This is a genomic window from Janthinobacterium sp. SUN120 (assembly GCF_030397735.1).
In the GTDB taxonomy this organism is placed as follows: Bacteria; Pseudomonadota; Gammaproteobacteria; order Burkholderiales; family Burkholderiaceae_D; genus Janthinobacterium; species Janthinobacterium kumbetense.
Genome location: NZ_JAPUBW010000002.1, coordinates 1483173 through 1499116, shown reverse-complemented (window position 1 = coordinate 1499116; position 15944 = coordinate 1483173). Strand labels below are relative to the sequence as shown.

The following is a 15944-nucleotide window of genomic DNA, read 5'->3' as shown; positions in this document are numbered from 1 at the left end:
CTCAAATAAACGCCTGCGGCGCTTTCTGGCGGCAACTATAGCATCGAATATTTACTCGGAGTATTTAAGTTCAGAAACGGCCAAAACGGGATTTTTTTTGCCCCGAAATGGCCGTTTTTTTCGCGATTTGGTGAGAATTCGTGAGAAAGTTGGCGCGAATTCGTGCTACTCAATCGAGGCGATAGCCTCAGCTAAAGCTGCCGGCGAATTGATAGCGGTGTCCCGGATGCCACATGGTGGCGATCGAGGCGATCTTGCCGCCCGAGCGCGTCTGGCGGCGCAGCACCAGGCACGGCTGTTTGGTGTCGATGGCCAGCATTTCGGCGATGTCGCGCGGCGCCGACAGCGCTTCGATGCTGTAGGTGGCGCCTTGCAGGGGCGCGGCAGCCATCAGGTATTCGTTTGGTGTGATGCTGGAAAAATCCTGCGTCATGTAGTCGGGCGCGCACTCGGGATTGACCCAGCGGTCTTCCACCTGGATCGGCACGCCATTTTCAAAATGCACGATCAGCGAATGAAACAGCGGGTGTTCCGGCGGCAGGCCGAATTGCTTGGCCAGCAAGTCGGACGCCTTGGTGCGTTCCAGCAATTGCAAGCTGCTGCGGTGGATATGTCCGCGCGCCCGCACTTCATCGGCGATACTCTTGATTTCCAACAAGGTCGCCTGGTATTTTTGCTGTGCCACATAGGTGCCGGAACCCTGGCGGCGCGTCAGCACCTGCTCGCTGGTCAGTTCGCGCACTGCGCGGTTGACCGTCATGCGCGAGACGCCGAATTGTTTGACCAAGGCTTGTTCGGAGGGAATCACGTCGCCTTCCTTCCAGCGGCCGGCAGCGATGCCGGCCAACAGAAAATCCTTGATGCGCTGGAAAATGGGCGTATTTTCTTGTGTATTGTGGTCGTCCAATGCGGTTTCTCCGGGGCACGGGCAGGGCGCGCCGCCGGCTGGAGGCGCGATGGCCGATTTTAGCACCGAGCGCGATGCCTGCCGCCAGCCTTTTTTTTGAATTCAAAAGCAAGCGCCGGAGTGTGGCGCGCCCTGGCGCTGGCTATGCTGGAGACTGACTATTGACTTGCACGGAGTTCGCCATGGAACACGCTTACCTGACTGACGATGAACGCTGGGATGCCCTGCAGCGGCGCGCGCCCGACGCCGACGGCGTCTTTTACTATTCGGTGCGCACGACGGGCGTGTATTGCCGGCCATCTTGCGCGGCGCGCCCCGCCTTGCGCTGCAACGTGGCTTTCCACGCCAGTTGCGAGCAGGCGGAGGCAGCCGGTTTTCGTCCCTGCCTGCGCTGCAAGCCCAACCTGCCGCCGCTGGCCCAGCGCCAGGCGGCCATCGTGGCCGATATCTGCCGTTTGATCGACGCCAGCGACGAGCTGCCCGACCTGGACAGCCTGGCACAGGCCGCCGGCCTGAGCCGCTTTCACTTTCATCGCGTCTTCAAGGCGCACACGGGCATCACGCCGAAAGCGTATGCGGCGGCGCGGCGCGGCGAGCGCCTGAAGGCCGGCTTGCAGGGGGCGGGCAACGTCACCGAGACCTTGTACGCGGCCGGTTTCAATTCCAGCGGCCGCCTGTATGCCGCCACCCCGGGCTTGCTGGGTATGACGCCGGGCGCGTTTCGCGCCGGCGGCAGCGGCGCCGTGATCCGCTTTGCCATCGGCGCCTGCTCGCTGGGCGCCATCCTCGTGGCCAGCACGGACAAGGGCATTTGCGCGATTTTGATCGATGACGACCCGGAAGTGCTGCTGCGCGACTTGCAGGACCGCTTTCCGCAAGCGGAGCTGCGCGGCGCGGAAGCCGACTATGAACAGACGGTGGCGCAAGTTGTGGGCCTGGTCGAGGCGCCGGGCCTGGGCCTGGACTTGCCGCTCGACGTGCGCGGCACCGTGTTCCAGCAGCGCGTGTGGCAAGCCTTGCGCGAGATTCCCGCCGGCAGCACGGTCAGCTATGCCGAGCTGGCGCGGCGCATCGGCGCCCCGCAAGGCGCGCGCGCCGTGGCGGGCGCCTGCGCGGCCAATGCGCTGGCCGTCGCCATTCCCTGCCACCGCGTGGTGCGCAACGATGGTGCGCTGTCCGGCTACCGCTGGGGCGTGGAGCGCAAGCAGGCGCTGCTGGAACGCGAGGGCGAACGGTGAGGGCGCTGGACTGGCGCCAGATCGAGGATGATCTGAATCAATACGGCTGTGCCGTCGTGCCGGGCTTGCTGAATCCCGCGCAATGCGCGGCGCTGGCGGCGCAGTATGATGATGCGTCGCGCTTTCGCAGCAAGGTGGTGATGCAGCGCCATGGTTTTGGGCAAGGCGAGTACCAGTATTGGGCGCATCCGCTGCCCGACGCCGTGGCGGCCTTGCGCACGGAGCTGTATCCGCCGCTGGCAGCCATCGCCAACCGCTGGCACGCCAGCATGGGCCTCGATAGCCGCTTTCCCGTGGCGCACGCCGATTTCCTCGCGCGCTGCCATGCGGCGGGGCAAACCCGGCCCACACCGTTGCTGCTGCGCTACCGGGAAGGCGATTACAACTGCCTGCACCAGGACTTGTATGGCGAGCACGTGTTTCCGCTGCAACTGGCCGTATTGTTGTCGCGTCCGCAAGACGATTTCACGGGCGGCGAGTTCGTGCTGACGGAGCAGCGCCCGCGCATGCAGTCGCGCGCCGAAGTGGTGCCGCTGGCGCAGGGCGACGCCGTGCTCTTTCCCGTCGCGCAGCGTCCCGTGAATGGCACGCGCGGCAGTTACCGCGTGAACATGCGCCATGGCGTGTCGCGCCTGCGTTCTGGCTTGCGCCACACCCTGGGCATCATTTTCCACGATGCGAGCTGAACGGTAGCTGCGGCGCTTGAGTTTCCAGGATTACATGGCATGATGGCTGCTTCTTGTCACTCTTTCATTTCTGCCATGTCCGCGCTGCTCCGCCTGTTGTGCCTGTTGACCATTTTCCTGCTGCCCGCAGCCCATGCGGACGATGGCGTGCCCGCGCTCGTTGCGGAGGCCGCGTCCGTCGTGGCGCCGTCGCAGGCCGGGGCGGCCAGGACGGCGCCGCTGATGTTTGCCAACCGCAAGGTGTTCGTCTTCCGCGCCGCGCTGGCCGGCTATCCGCCCGATGAGCGGGCCACGGGCGCGCAGCGCCGCCTGGAAGGCGTGCTGGCCAAGAATGGCCCCTTGCAGACGAGCACGCGCATGATTCCCGAAGGCACGCAAGTGCTGCTCGACGGCGTGCAACTGTTCGTCGTCGTACCTGGCGACGTCAACCAGTTGGCCGGCGACACGACGGAAAGCGTGGCGAAAACGGCGGCCGGCGAGTTGAGCAAGGCCGTGCTCGATTACCGCGAACAGGGCAGCTGGCGTTACCTGGCCATCGCCGCCGCCGTGTGCGCGGCCGCCACCCTCGTGTTCTGGCTCGTGTGGATGGGGCTGACGCGCCTGTACCACTGGGCCAAGCGCCGCAGCGGCATCCTGCTGGCCTCGCGCCTGCGCGACGTGCGCCTGAAGAATGTGCGCGTGCTCGACGCCGAACACTACATCGCGTTCGCGTATCAACTGCTGAGCGCCGTGCTGTGGGGCTTGCGCCTGATGGCCACGTACCTGTGGGCCGCCTTCGTGCTGGGCCGCTTGCCCTACACGCGCTCGTGGGGCGAAAGCCTGAGCGGCTATCTGTTCGACGTGGCCGCCGACGTCTTCCACGCCATCATCGGCGCCTTGCCGGGGCTGGTGCTGGTGTGCGTGATCTTCGCCATCGCGCGCCTGATCGCCGCCACGGCCACCTCGCTGTTCAAGCGCGTGGAAAGCGGCGAATTGCAAATCGGCTGGCTGGACAAGGACACGGCCCTGCCGACGCGCCGCATCGCCAGCGTGGTGATCTGGCTGTTCGCGCTGGCCATGGCCTACCCGTACCTGCCCGGCTCGCACACGGCCGCTTTCCAGGGCCTGTCCGTGCTGGTGGGCCTGATGGTGTCGATCGGCGCGTCGAGCATCGTGGGGCAGGGCGCCAGCGGCCTGATCCTGATGTACACGCGCGCCCTGCGCAAGGGCGAATATGTGCGCGTGGGCGACAGCGAAGGCACGGTGGTTGACGTGGGCATGTTCGAGACGCGCCTGCGCACGGGCCTGGGCGAAGAAGTCGCCTTGCCGAACGCCTGGGTGATGTCGCAAACGACGAAAAACTATTCGCGCGCCCAGCCCGGCGGCGGCTTCGTGCTCGACTCCACCGTCACCATCGGCTACGCCACGCCATGGCGGCAAGTGCACGCCATGCTGGAACTGGCCGCGTCGCGCACGACGGAGCTGTCCACCACGCCGAAACCGTATGTGATGCAATTGGCCTTGCAAGATTACTACGTGCAATACCGCCTCGTCGCCTACGCCAGCGCCGAAGTCCCCCGCCAGCGCGCCGAAGTGCTGAACCGATTGCACCAGAACATCATCGACGTCTTCAACGAATTCGACGTGCAGATCACCTCGCCGCACTACATCGATGATCCGAAAGAGTCGCATGTGGTGCCGCCGGAGCAGTGGTTCAGGGCGCCGGCGCAACGGGGGGAGGAAGATAAATAACGTCGAATTATGGGCGTGATGGATGGGGTGGGCAGATTTCAGTGCGCCACTCCTGCATGTCTTTGGTGATAGCAATGATTTTTTGCCGGCCAGCCGTGTCAATGATCAGGCAAAATTTCCCTCTATAGCCGCGGGTCGAATCAGAGGGGTCATCCGGTCTTCCATTCAAAAAGACGCTGTACATCCTGTCTGTTTTCAGCATCGTCGCGGCAGTCGATTCGGCTCCTGTCGGTACTTGGCCATACAAATAGCAGGTTTTGGCATGCATGGGGAGGGTCGTCTCTCCAGGGAGAATGAAGGACCAGACCTCTACAGGCGGTTTTATTGATATATCGTAAACCATGAGGGCGCCAAGCATCGGCGTTCCATTGCGGTGTTCTTCTCTTTTTGAGATGGTGAAGCAAGGCATACCTTTGAATGCGCTAATCTCGGCTTCAGCCATGCGTGACACTGGGTACGCATCACGGTATGTCAAACAGAGGCTCATGATCAATGTCATTTCCAGGAAGATTGGTCTTGCTTTTTCTATTTTTAAGAAATTCATTGATCACCTCTTCGTAGAGAGTCAGGGAGTTTCGGTATTCTTTTTGATTCATAGCTTTTGGTGTTTTCAAATACCTTAGTCCGAAATAATCTGCTAGTAAGTTGCCCTGCGCCTCCATGTTGAAGTCAGATAGTTTTTTTCCTCGTTTTAGAAAATACGTGTAACTCAATCCGAAACGGATAGCCCCACGCAATGCAACCGGGTAGCCCAATTGATACTGCCAGACGTGGACCATTTCATGCATGAACCAATTTTTGTCTATTGGCTGAGCTATGGAAAAATCCTCTCGATACTCAGACTCATGAAAATAAATCTCCCCATCCGGCGTCATGGCCACATCCTTCGGCTGCAAGCCAAACCATAGATACGGCTCCCCATGCACCTTGACCTTGCCGTAGTCAATCGCATCCTGGAACAGCATCCACGCCATGTCGATCTCGCCCCTGGTCAGCGGGCGAACCTTGTCCTTCACTTTGACCTGTTTCACGGACGAGCCGACATCCTTGCCGGTCGTCTTGATGCCATCGAGCTGGACGACCTTGACGGCAGGCGCTGCGTGTTTTGGCGCGGCGGCGCAGCATGGCGATTTGTCTGCGTGCGGCAGGAATTCGGCCTGGGTGATTTGTTCCTCCCGCTTGCTGGCGATACGCCCCGTGCGCCCCTTCGCATCCGTCGTCCCCGTCCACGTTTCGCCATTGCTCAAGGTGAGCCGGTAGTCGGCGTGCGCCAGCGGTGCGTTGGCTTGCGAGACGAATTCCAGCTGCTCGTCATAACCGCAGCACCAGCATTCGTCGGGCTGGCCGGCCAGGCGGTGCAGTTCGCAGCCGCTTGTCGCGTTGCGCAGGGCGGCGCCCAGCACGGGCTGGCCGTCGGCGCTGAAGGTGACGATCATGCTGTCGAAGCGCGCGCCCAGGCTGCTCTTCTGGTGCGCCACGAGCTTGAAGAACACGTCGCACGCGGTGGTGCTGATGACATGGTGCCTGGCCATGGGGTATTCCACCTGAAAACCTCAGCGTAGACCTGTGGAGCCTTGCAAGTATTGACTGGGCGCAAGGCCTGCGCGCTTGCGTTAAGATGCCGGGCGTTTCAATGAGAAGAAAGAGTCCCCATGTCCAGCCCATCCAACATCGAATCCTCCCGCACCGCCCGCAGCCTGGCCGCCGCCCTGACCGACGATCCGTTCTACCGCACCGTCACGGTGGCGTGCGGCGACGACGAGGCGGCGCGGCACGCCATGCTGGAAGCCTACTTCGCGCTGGCGCTGGCCGAGGGGTGGCAAGCGGGGCGCGTCGACCTGGCGGATGATGCGGGCAATGGCGCCGCCATCTGGACGACGGATACGCCGGCGGCCCTGCGCCAGGCCGCGTATGCGCAGCGCGAAGCCGCCTTGCGCGCGCTGCTGGGGGAGCTTGGCTTTGCGCATTTCACGGCCATCGTCGCGAACATGGAGCACGCGCTGGCGCCGCATGGCCTGCAGGATGCCTGGTACCTGTCGATCGCCGGCATCGCTCCGGCCGCGCAAGGGCAGGGGCTGGGCGCGTCCGTGCTGGCGCCGGGCCTGGCGGCCGTCGATGCGGCGCGTGCCGCATGCTTCCTGGAGACTTACAACGAGCGCAGCCTGCCGTTCTATGGCCGTCTTGGCTTCGTGGAGGCGGGCCGCTACGCGGAAGCCGTCACGGGCTGTGACTACTGGCTGATGGTACGAGCGCCCCGCGCTGCCTGATTGACCATTTTGCCAATTTCTATACACTCGTCTTTTTGCTAACGACTAAAAGACCTGGAGATGGAAATGCCGACCTTGCCACTGCGCCGCACCCTGCTCACGCTCGCCTGCCTGGGGGCCATCGGCCACGCGCATGCCGATACCATCATCGACAATGCCAACGGCTACACGCTCAATGCTGCCGGCAAGGTGCTACGCTTTACGGCGCTGGCGTTTGACGAGGCGGGCAAGCTGCTCGCCGTCGGCAGCGCCGCGCAGGTGAAACGCAAGGCGGCCAAGGGTGCCACGCACGTCGACGTGCAGGGAAAAACCGTGCTGCCTGGCCTGATCGACGCGCACGGCCACGTCTTCGGCCTGGGGACGATCGCCAGCGGCGTGATGCTGTACGGTTCCGCCTCGCTGCCGGCCGCCGTGCAGGCCGTGGGCGACTTCGCCAAAGCGCATCCCGAGCGCAGCTGGGTCGTCGGCAATGGCTGGAACCAGGAAATCTGGAAGCTGGGGCGCTTTCCCACGGCAGCGGAACTCGATGCGGCCGAAAGCGCGCGGCCCGTGTGGCTGCGCCGCGTCGATGGCCACGCGGGCTGGGCCAACAGCCGCGCGCTGGCGCTGGCCGGCATCACGCGCACCACACAAGACCCGGCGGGCGGCAAGATCGAACGCGATGCAGATGGCAATGCCACCGGCGTGCTGGTCGACAGCGCCATGGACTTGATGGACGCCGTGCTGCCCAAGCCGGGCGACGTGGAAAACCGCGCCGCCCTCGATGGCGCGCTGGCGCAGCTGTCGCAAGTGGGTCTGACCAGCGTGCACGATGCGGGCATCGGCCAGATGCAGGACCGGCTGTTCCGCGACTATGCGGACCACGGCAAGCTGACAGTGCGCGTGTACGGCATGATTTTTGACACGACGGAAGACTTCGACGCGCTGTCGAAAAACGGTCCCTTGAATAGCTATGCGCGCGACATGTACGCCTTGCGCGCCGTCAAACTGGTGTCCGACGGCGCCCTGGGCAGCCGCGGCGCGGCCCTGCTGGCGCCGTACAGCGACGATCCCTCTACCCGTGGCCTGCTGTTCTACCCGGACGCCGCCATGCGCGCGAAGATGGAAAAGGCCATGCGCGCCGGCTACCAGGTGAATGTGCACGCCATCGGCGACGCGGGCAATCACCAGATCCTCGACGGCTATGCAGCCTTGATCGCGCAGTATCGCGGCGCGGGCCTGCGCCACCGCATGGAACATGCGCAGGTGGTGCAATTGAGCGATATCCCCCGCTTCAAGACCCTGGGCATCGTCCCCTCGATGCAGCCGACGCACGCCACGTCCGACCAGAACATGGCGGAGCAGCGCGTGGGCCATGAGCGCATCAAGGGCGCGTACGCGTGGCGCACCTTCCTTGCGCAAGGCTCGCGCATCGCCTGCGGTTCCGACTTCCCCATCGAGTCGCCGAACCCGTTCGAAGGCATCCACGCGGCCGTCACGCGGCAAAACAGCGAGGGCTTCCCGGCCGGCGGCTGGTATCCGCAGCAAGCCATGACGGTGACGCAGGCGCTGCGCTGCTTCACCCTCGACGCGGCCTGGGCGGCGCACCAGGAAAAGGCCATCGGTACCCTGGAAGCGGGAAAATGGGCGGACTTCATCGTCGTCGACCAGGACTTGTTCAGCGTGGAACCAAAGGCCATCGGCAAGACGCAGGTGCTGCAGACGTGGGTGGCGGGCAAGCGCGTGTTCGAGAAAAAATAAGGATTTGACGCCTGCAAAAACCTGTTGACTTGGTTGTATAGACAACCTATGCTGGGAGTACCAGAGCGGGCCACGTATGTCCGCTCGCACCCTACGAGGAGACAGCATGAACAGCACAATGGACACCGATCCACGCTTTGATGCCAGCCGTACCATCCGCGCCCCGCGCGGCACGGTCATGGCTTGCAAGAGTTGGCAGGCCGAGGCGGCCTACCGCATGTTGCAAAACAATCTGGACCCGGAAGTGGCGGAAAATCCGCAGCACCTGGTCGTCTATGGCGGCATCGGCCGCGCGGCCCGCAACTGGGCCTGTTTCGACCAGATCCTCGCCTCGCTGCGCGAACTGGAAGACGACCAGACCCTCCTGATCCAGTCCGGCAAGCCGGTGGGCGTGTTCCAGACCCACGCGGATGCGCCGCGCGTATTGATCGCCAATTCCAACCTGGTGCCGAAATGGGCCAACTGGGAGCATTTCAACGAACTCGATCGCCAGGGCCTGTTCATGTACGGCCAGATGACGGCCGGCAGCTGGATTTACATCGGCACGCAGGGCATCGTGCAGGGCACGTATGAAACCTTCGCCGAAGCGGGCCGCCAGCATTTCGGCGGCGACTGGGGCGGGCGCTGGATTCTGACGGCGGGCCTGGGCGGCATGGGCGGCGCGCAGCCGCTGGCCGCCACCATGGCGGGCGCCGTCTCGCTCAATATCGAATGCCAGCAAAGCAGCATCGACTTCCGCCTGCGCACGCGCTACCTGGACAAGCAGGCGGCCAGCCTGGACGAAGCCCTGGAACTGGTCAAATACCACACGGAGCGCAAGGAAGCCATTTCCATCGGCCTCCTGGGCAACGCGGCCGAAGTGCTGCCGGAGCTGGTGCGCCGCGCCAAGGCGGGCGGCCTGGTGCCGGATCTGGTGACGGACCAGACGTCCGCGCATGACCTGGTCAACGGCTATCTGCCGCGCGGCTGGAGCGTGTCGGACTGGAAGGCGGCGCAACAAGACCCGCAGCGCCATGCGCGCTTGACGGTGGCCGCCGCCGATTCCTGTGCCGCCCACGTGCAAGCCATGCTCGATTTCCACGCCATGGGCGTGCACACCGTCGATTACGGCAACAACATCCGCCAGGTGGCGTTCGACCAGGGCGTGCAAAATGCCTTCGACTTCCCCGGCTTCGTGCCTGCCTACATCCGCCCGCAATTTTGCGAAGGTCGCGGGCCGTTCCGCTGGGTGGCCTTGTCGGGCGACCCGGAAGACATCTATAAAACGGATGCGAAGATCAAGGAGCTGTTCCCGCACCACGCGCAGGTGCACCACTGGCTGGACATGGCGCGCGAGCGCATCGCCTTCCAGGGACTGCCGGCGCGCATCTGCTGGCTGGGACTGGGCGAGCGCCACATCGCCGGCCTGGCCTTCAACGAGATGGTGCGCACGGGCGAGCTGAAGGCGCCCATCGTCATCGGCCGTGACCACCTCGATACGGGGTCCGTCGCCAGCCCGAACCGCGAAACGGAAAGCATGAAGGACGGCACGGACGCCGTCTCCGACTGGCCGCTGCTGAACGCCATGCTCAATACGGCCGGCGGCGCCACCTGGGTCTCGCTGCACCATGGCGGCGGCGTGGGAATGGGGTATTCTCAGCATGCGGGCATGGTCATCGTGGCCGATGGCAGCGAAGCGGCGGCGAAACGCCTGGCGCGCGTGCTGATCAACGACAGCGGTTCCGGCGTGATGCGCCATGCCGATGCCGGCTACGAAACAGCGGCCGCCTGCGCCAAGCGCAACGGCCTGATTCTTCCCATGATTCCTTGAGACCTCGATTCGAATGACTATGACACAGCATGCCAAAAGTTGGACCCTGAAACCAGGCGCGATGACCCTGGCCGACCTGCGCGCCGTCTGGGCCGCGCCGGCAAAATTGACCCTCGCCGCCGAGGCCTATCCCGTCATCGAGGCGTCGGCCGCCGCCGTGCAAGCCATCGTCGCCAAGGGCGACGCGGCGTACGGCATCAACACGGGCTTCGGCCTGCTCGCCAAGACGCGCATCCCCGATGAAAAGCTGGAGCAATTGCAGCGCAACCTGATCCTGTCGCACTCCGTCGGCACGGGAGAACTGCTGTCGGACGCCGTCGTGCGCCTGATCGTGCTGATGAAGATCGGCAGCCTGGCGCGCGGCTTTTCCGGCGTGCGCCCGCTGATCGTCGACACCCTGATCGCGCTGTACAACGCGGGCATCATGCCGGCCATTCCCGCCAAGGGTTCCGTCGGCGCCTCGGGCGACCTGGCGCCGCTGTCGCACATGACCCTGGCCATGCTGGGCGTGGGCGACGTGCGCGTCAATGGCGAATTGATGGCGGCCCCCGAGGCGCTGGCGCAGGCGGGCATCGCGCCCGTGGTGCTGGCGGCGAAAGAGGGCCTGGCCCTGATCAACGGTACGCAAGTGTCGAACGCGCTGGCGCTGCATGGCCTGTTCATGGCCGAGCGCCTGCTGGAAGCGGCCATGGTCACGGGCGCGCTGTCGCTCGACGCGGCCAAGGGCAGCGACTCGCCGTTCGACGCGCGCGTGCACGCCGTGCGCGGACAGCCGGGGCAGATCCTGGCCGCGCAGATGTACCGCCAGCTGGTGGCGCACAGCGCGATTCGCGCTTCGCACCTGGAAGGCGACGAGCGCGTGCAAGACCCGTACAGCCTGCGCTGCCAGCCGCAAGTCATGGGCGCCTGCCTCGATTTGATCGGCAACGTCGGCCGCACCCTGCTGATCGAAGCCAATGCCGTCACGGACAACCCGCTGATCTTCCAGGATGGCCCCAACGGCCAGGCGGAAATCGTCTCGGGCGGCAATTTCCATGCGGAGCCTGTCGCCTTTGCTGCCGACACCTTGGCGCTGGCGATTTCCGAAATCGGCGCGCTGGCCGAGCGCCGCATCGCGCTGCTGATCGACGCCACCTTGTCCGGCCTGCCGCCTTTCCTCGTGCGCGACCCGGGTGTCAATTCCGGCTTCATGATCGCCCACGTGACGGCTGCCGCGCTGGCGTCGGAAAACAAGTCGCTCGCGCATCCGGCCAGCGTCGACAGCCTGCCGACGTCCGCCAACCAGGAAGACCATGTGAGCATGGCCACGTTCGCCGGGCGCCGCCTGGACGACATGGCGCACAACACGGCCGTCATCGTCGGCATCGAGCTGCTGGCCGCCGCGCAGGGCATCGATTTCCACCGTCCGCTGAAAACCTCGCCGCACTTGGAACATGTGCATCACCAGTTGCGCCAGAAAGTGCCGTTCTTCGACGCCGACCGCTTCTTCGCGCCCGACATCGAAGCGGCCAAGCAGATGGTGCTGCAGGGTGAGTTGAGCAGCACGTGCAAGAATTTGTTCGCCCCGCTGTACGCTTGAGCTGGAGCAAGGAGACAAGCATGGATTTCCGCTTTAATGAAGGCAGCATCCCGCTGCTGGTGTCGATGCCCCACGTGGGCACCGACATACCGGACGATATCGCCGCGCGCATGACGCCGCAGGCCCTGGTCAAGGCCGACACGGATTGGCATCTGCGCGAGCTGTATGGCTTTTTGCAGGAGATGGATGCGTCCGTGCTGTCGGCGCGCTGGTCGCGCTACACCATCGACTTGAACCGCCCGCAGGAAGACACGAATCTGTATCCGGGGCAGGATACGACGGGCTTGCTGCCCAACGATACCTTTCATCGCGAGCCGCTGTACCTGGCCGGCCGCGAACCGGATGCGCAGGACGTGCGGCAGCGGCTGCAGAGTTACTGGGCGCCGTATCATGCGCAGCTGCGCGCGGAACTGGACCGGCTGCTGCGCGTGCATGGCGCCGTGGTGCTGTGGGATGCGCACTCCATCGCCTCGCGCGTGCCGCGCTTCTTTGACGGCAAGCTGCCCGACCTGAACTTCGGCACGGCCGATGGCGCCAGCTGCGCTGCGGGCCTGATGTCCGCCGTGGTCGATATCGCGCGCGCGCAGGAGGCATTTACCGTGGCCTTGAATGGCCGCTTCAAGGGCGGCCACATCACGCGCCATTACGGCCAGCCGGAAGGTCGCGTGCATGCTATCCAGCTGGAGATGTGCCAGTGCCTGTACATGGATGAAGCGGCGCCGTTTGGCTACCGGCCCGACCTGGCGGCGCAAGTGCAGCCGCTGCTGCGCCAGATGATGGAAGCGGCCGTGGCATGGGTGGCGCGTTGAGTGCGTCCCTGTTTGCGCGCCATGCGCTGCTGCCGCAAGGCTGGCGCCGCGACGTGCTGCTGGAATGGGACAAGAATGGGGATTTGACGGCGGTGGCGGAAAACGCCGCGCCGCCCGCCGGCGCCGAAGTGGCCGAATATGTCTTGCCCGGCATGGTCAACCTGCATTCGCATGCTTTCCAGCGGGCGCTGGGCGGCATGACGGAGGTTGCGGGTGACGGGCCGGACAGCTTCTGGACCTGGCGCGACCTGATGTACCGCTTCGCGCGCCACATCACGCCGGAACAGATGGAAAGCATCGCCGCGCAGCTGTTTGCGGAATGCCTGCGCCATGGCTACACGGCCGTGTGCGAATTCCACTACCTGCAGCGCGATGCGGCCGGCGCGCTGTATGCGCGTCCCGCCGAAACGGCGCAACGGGTGCTGGCGGCGGCGCGCCTCAGCGGCATCGGCCTGACCATGCTGCCCGTGCTGTACAGCCATGCTGGTTTTGGCGAGCAACCCCTGAAGCCGGAGCAGGCGCGCTTTCGCACCGGTGCGGACGATGTCTTGCGCATCGTCGAGGCGCTGGCGCCGCAGCGCGGCGGGCAGGTGGAGGTGGGCTTTGCGCCCCATTCGCTGCGCGCGGCCGACGTGGCGCAGATCAAACAGGTGGCGCAGGCGCTGCCCGCGGGCCGCCCCATCCACATCCACATCGCCGAACAGCAGGGCGAGGTGCGCCAGTGCCTGGACTACAGCGGCCGGCGCCCGGTGCAGTATTTGTACGAGCAGGTCGACGTCGATGCGCGCTGGTGCCTCGTGCATGCCACGCATGTGCAGCCCGATGAAGTGGCGCTGATGGCGGCCAGCGGCGCCGTGGCGGGCCTGTGCCCGACGACGGAAGCGAACCTGGGCGACGGCCTGTTCCCGCTGGCCGAATTCATCGCTGCCGGCGGGCGCTTTGGCGTCGGCAGCGACAGCCATGTATCGCAATCGCCCGTCGAGGAATTGCGCTGGCTCGAATATGGCCAGCGCCTGCAGCGGCAGCAGCGCAATGTCGCCGCCACGCCGGAGGAGCGCCATGTGGGCGACTACCTGTGGCAGGCGGCCCTGCAAGGGGGCGCGCAGGCGGCCGGGCGCAAGCTCGGTGCCTTGGCGCCCGGCTGCCGCGCCGACTTGCTGGTGCTCGACGAGGCGCATGTGAACCTGTGCGGCGTGGCCATCGAAAATGTGCTGGGCAGCGTACTTTTCTGCGGCAACGATAACCTGGTGCGCGACGTGCTGTGCGGCGGCCAATGGCAGGTGCGCGATGGGCGCCACGTGGCGCAGGACGCCATCGCCGCCGCCTACAAGCGCACGCTGGCGCAACTGAGGGCGCTCTGATGGCGACCTTCATCCCGCAGGAATGCCTGCGCGCCGCGCCGTGGAAAAATGGCGGCGGCAGCACGATGGAAATCGCCATTTCTCCGCCCGGCGCCAGCCTGATGGAATTCGACTGGCGTATCAGCCTGGCGACGATCACGGCCAGCGGGCCGTTTTCCAGTTTTCCCGGCATCGACCGCAGCCTGATGCTGGTCGATGGCGAGAGCGTGCAGCTGACGCTCGATGGCGCGCGCAAGGTGACCTTGAGCGCGGCGCAACCGATGCTGTGGTTTCCCGGCGAAGCGGCCGTGGAGGCGCAAGTCAGGGGAACGACGACGGATTTCAATGTGATGACGCGGCGCGACCGCTGCCGCCACCAGCTGGAAAAAATCACGGCCCCGTGCCGGCTGGTGCGGCGCAGCGCGGCGACCTTGCTGTTTGTCGCCGGCGAAGGCCACGTGCTGGCGCGCGGTGGCGAGCAGCAGTTCGCGCTGGCCCGCCATGACGCGCTGCTGCTGGACGCCGACGATGCGCAGGAATGGCGGCTCGACGCCTTGCAGCGCTCGCCCGTGCTGTGCGTCGACCTGTTTACCTAGGGAGAGATAGCGATGCAAGACTGGGACCTGGTCATCCACAACGTCCACCTGGCCACCATGGAGCACGGTTATGGCGAGCTGCTCGATGCGGCCATCGCCGTCAAGGATGGCCGCATCGCCTGGTTCGGCCCCGGCGACGAATTGCCGGCCAGCGGCGCGGTGCTGCAGGATGGCCAGGGTTGCTGGCTCACGCCCGGCCTGATCGACTGCCACACGCACATCGTCCACGCAGGCAACCGCAGCGACGAATTCGAGGCGCGCCTGAATGGCGCCAGCTATGAAGACATCAGCCGCGCCGGCGGCGGCATCATGTCCACCGTGCGCGCCACGCGCGCGGCCAGCGACGATGAATTGCTGCGGCAAAGCCTGCCCCGCGTGCTGGCGCTGCTGGCCGAGGGCGTGACCACCTTGGAGATCAAGTCCGGCTACGGCCTCGACGCGGCCAGCGAAGCGAAGATGCTGCGCGTGGCGCGCCGCATCGGGCAAGAACTGCCCGTGTCCGTGCGCACCACCTTCCTCGGCGCGCACGCGCTGCCGCCCGAGTATGCAGGCCAGGCCGACTCGTATATCGAGCTGCTGTGCGGGCAGATGCTGCCCCAGCTGGCTAGCGACGGCCTGGTGGACGCCGTCGACGCCTTTTGCGAGCGCATCGGTTTTACGCCGGCGCAAACGCAGCGCATGTTTGAGGCGGCGACGGCGCTGGGCCTGCCCGTCAAATTGCATGCGGAGCAGCTGTCGGACCTGGGCGGCGCGGCGCTGGTGGCGCGCTACGGCGGCCTGTCGGCCGACCACCTGGAATTCCTGTCGGCAGAGGGCGTCGCCGCCATGGCGCAGCATGGCACGGTGGCCGTGCTGCTGCCGGGCGCGTATTACTTTTTGCGCGAGACGCAGCCGCCGCCCGTGGCGGCCTTGCGCGCGGCCGGCGTGCCGATGGCCGTGTCCACCGATTGCAACCCGGGCACGTCGCCCATGACGTCCCTGCTGCTGGCGATGAACATGGCCTGCACCCTGTGGCGGTTGACGCCGCAGGAAGCGCTGGCCGGCTGCACGATCCACGCGGCGCGCGCGCTGGGGCTGCAGCAGGAAACGGGCAGCCTGGCGGTGGGCAAGCGCGCCGATTTCGCCCTGTGGCGCATCGCGCGCCCGGCCGACCTGGCGTATGCGCTGGGCCTGAACCCGTGCGCGGGCGTGGTGCATGGCGGTGTCTGGCGCGCGCCGGTGGTAAGCTTGCCGGATTGATC

Annotated in this window: 14 protein-coding genes; 11 read left to right on the top strand and 3 right to left on the bottom strand. The window is 65.4% G+C overall.

The window, feature by feature from the left end; genetic code table 11:
* Window positions 1–187: 187 nt before the first annotated feature.
* Window positions 188–907 carry a histidine utilization repressor gene (gene hutC / locus O0879_RS16450; RefSeq protein ID WP_070254615.1) on the bottom strand — a complete coding sequence of 240 codons (720 nt, stop codon included), beginning with the start codon at window positions 905–907 and terminating at the stop codon, window positions 188–190.
* Window positions 908–1089: 182 nt separating this feature from the next.
* On the opposite strand from hutC, the gene ada reads away from it, so the two are divergent.
* The 3 genes from ada to O0879_RS16435 all read left to right on the top strand — a co-directional run bounded on the left by ada (window position 1090) and on the right by O0879_RS16435 (window position 4562).
* Entirely contained in the window at window positions 1090–2145 is a 1056-nt protein-coding gene (ada, locus tag O0879_RS16445; RefSeq protein WP_289917505.1) for a bifunctional DNA-binding transcriptional regulator/O6-methylguanine-DNA methyltransferase Ada, read from the top strand.
* A complete protein-coding gene (locus O0879_RS16440) occupies window positions 2142–2831 on the top strand; it encodes a 2OG-Fe(II) oxygenase (protein ID WP_289917504.1) in 690 nt (229 codons plus the stop codon). The genes ada and O0879_RS16440 overlap by 4 nt, the downstream gene beginning before the upstream one ends.
* Window positions 2832–2906: 75 nt before the next feature.
* Window positions 2907–4562 carry a mechanosensitive ion channel domain-containing protein gene (locus O0879_RS16435; RefSeq protein ID WP_289917501.1) on the top strand — a complete coding sequence of 552 codons (1656 nt, stop codon included), beginning with the start codon at window positions 2907–2909 and terminating at the stop codon, window positions 4560–4562.
* Window positions 4563–4569: 7 nt separating this feature from the next.
* Here the strand turns inward: O0879_RS16435 and O0879_RS16430 are convergent, their stop codons facing one another.
* Window positions 4570–5004 (bottom strand): hypothetical protein, encoded by a 435-nt coding sequence (locus O0879_RS16430; RefSeq protein ID WP_289917500.1) that lies wholly within the window; start codon window positions 5002–5004, stop codon window positions 4570–4572.
* A gap of 19 nt (window positions 5005–5023) precedes the next feature.
* On the bottom strand, window positions 5024–6094 hold the full coding sequence (locus tag O0879_RS16425; RefSeq protein ID WP_289917498.1) for a hypothetical protein: 1071 nt from the start codon (window positions 6092–6094) through the stop codon (window positions 5024–5026).
* A 120-nt stretch (window positions 6095–6214) separates the two neighbouring features.
* Between O0879_RS16425 and O0879_RS16420 the strand changes: the two genes are divergently transcribed.
* The 8 genes from O0879_RS16420 to hutI all read left to right on the top strand — a co-directional run bounded on the left by O0879_RS16420 (window position 6215) and on the right by hutI (window position 15942).
* Window positions 6215–6829 (top strand): GNAT family N-acetyltransferase, encoded by a 615-nt coding sequence (locus O0879_RS16420; protein ID WP_289917496.1) that lies wholly within the window; start codon window positions 6215–6217, stop codon window positions 6827–6829.
* Between the two features lie 66 nt (window positions 6830–6895).
* Entirely contained in the window at window positions 6896–8569 is a 1674-nt protein-coding gene (locus O0879_RS16415) for an amidohydrolase (RefSeq protein WP_289917495.1), read from the top strand.
* A 106-nt stretch (window positions 8570–8675) separates the two neighbouring features.
* Window positions 8676–10379, top strand: a complete 1704-nt coding sequence (hutU, locus tag O0879_RS16410; protein ID WP_289903369.1) for a urocanate hydratase — start codon at window positions 8676–8678, stop codon at window positions 10377–10379.
* A 19-nt stretch (window positions 10380–10398) separates the two neighbouring features.
* The gene (hutH, locus tag O0879_RS16405) at window positions 10399–11958 is read left to right on the top strand and encodes a histidine ammonia-lyase (RefSeq protein WP_289903370.1); all 1560 of its coding nucleotides are present in this window, start codon (window positions 10399–10401) and stop codon (window positions 11956–11958) included.
* 20 nt (window positions 11959–11978) lie between these two features.
* The gene (hutG, locus tag O0879_RS16400) at window positions 11979–12767 is read left to right on the top strand and encodes an N-formylglutamate deformylase (RefSeq protein WP_289917494.1); all 789 of its coding nucleotides are present in this window, start codon (window positions 11979–11981) and stop codon (window positions 12765–12767) included.
* The gene (locus O0879_RS16395) at window positions 12752–14128 is read left to right on the top strand and encodes a formimidoylglutamate deiminase (protein ID WP_289917492.1); all 1377 of its coding nucleotides are present in this window, start codon (window positions 12752–12754) and stop codon (window positions 14126–14128) included. The genes hutG and O0879_RS16395 overlap by 16 nt, the downstream gene beginning before the upstream one ends.
* The gene (locus O0879_RS16390) at window positions 14128–14703 is read left to right on the top strand and encodes a HutD family protein (protein WP_289917490.1); all 576 of its coding nucleotides are present in this window, start codon (window positions 14128–14130) and stop codon (window positions 14701–14703) included. Before O0879_RS16395 ends, O0879_RS16390 begins: the two co-directional genes overlap by 1 nt.
* 12 nt (window positions 14704–14715) lie before the next feature.
* Window positions 14716–15942 (top strand): imidazolonepropionase, encoded by a 1227-nt coding sequence (gene hutI / locus O0879_RS16385; RefSeq protein ID WP_289917489.1) that lies wholly within the window; start codon window positions 14716–14718, stop codon window positions 15940–15942.
* Window positions 15943–15944: the final 2 nt, after the last annotated feature.

Excerpts from the sequence above, each read along its gene's own strand:
- O0879_RS16435 (WP_289917501.1), top strand. The coding sequence starts at position 2,907 with ATGTCCGCGCTGCTCCGCCTGTTGTGCCTGTTGACCATTTTCCTGCTG.
- O0879_RS16395 (WP_289917492.1), top strand. The coding sequence starts at position 12,752 with ATGGGTGGCGCGTTGAGTGCGTCCCTGTTTGCGCGCCATGCGCTGCTG.
- O0879_RS16430 (WP_289917500.1), bottom strand. The coding sequence starts at position 5,004 with ATGGCTGAAGCCGAGATTAGCGCATTCAAAGGTATGCCTTGCTTCACC.
- hutG (WP_289917494.1), top strand. The coding sequence starts at position 11,979 with ATGGATTTCCGCTTTAATGAAGGCAGCATCCCGCTGCTGGTGTCGATG.
- ada (WP_289917505.1), top strand. The coding sequence starts at position 1,090 with ATGGAACACGCTTACCTGACTGACGATGAACGCTGGGATGCCCTGCAG.
- hutU (WP_289903369.1), top strand. The coding sequence starts at position 8,676 with ATGAACAGCACAATGGACACCGATCCACGCTTTGATGCCAGCCGTACC.
- O0879_RS16425 (WP_289917498.1), bottom strand. The coding sequence starts at position 6,094 with ATGGCCAGGCACCATGTCATCAGCACCACCGCGTGCGACGTGTTCTTC.
- hutI (WP_289917489.1), top strand. The coding sequence starts at position 14,716 with ATGCAAGACTGGGACCTGGTCATCCACAACGTCCACCTGGCCACCATG.
- O0879_RS16420 (WP_289917496.1), top strand. The coding sequence starts at position 6,215 with ATGTCCAGCCCATCCAACATCGAATCCTCCCGCACCGCCCGCAGCCTG.
- hutH (WP_289903370.1), top strand. The coding sequence starts at position 10,399 with ATGACACAGCATGCCAAAAGTTGGACCCTGAAACCAGGCGCGATGACC.
- O0879_RS16390 (WP_289917490.1), top strand. The coding sequence starts at position 14,128 with ATGGCGACCTTCATCCCGCAGGAATGCCTGCGCGCCGCGCCGTGGAAA.
- O0879_RS16415 (WP_289917495.1), top strand. The coding sequence starts at position 6,896 with ATGCCGACCTTGCCACTGCGCCGCACCCTGCTCACGCTCGCCTGCCTG.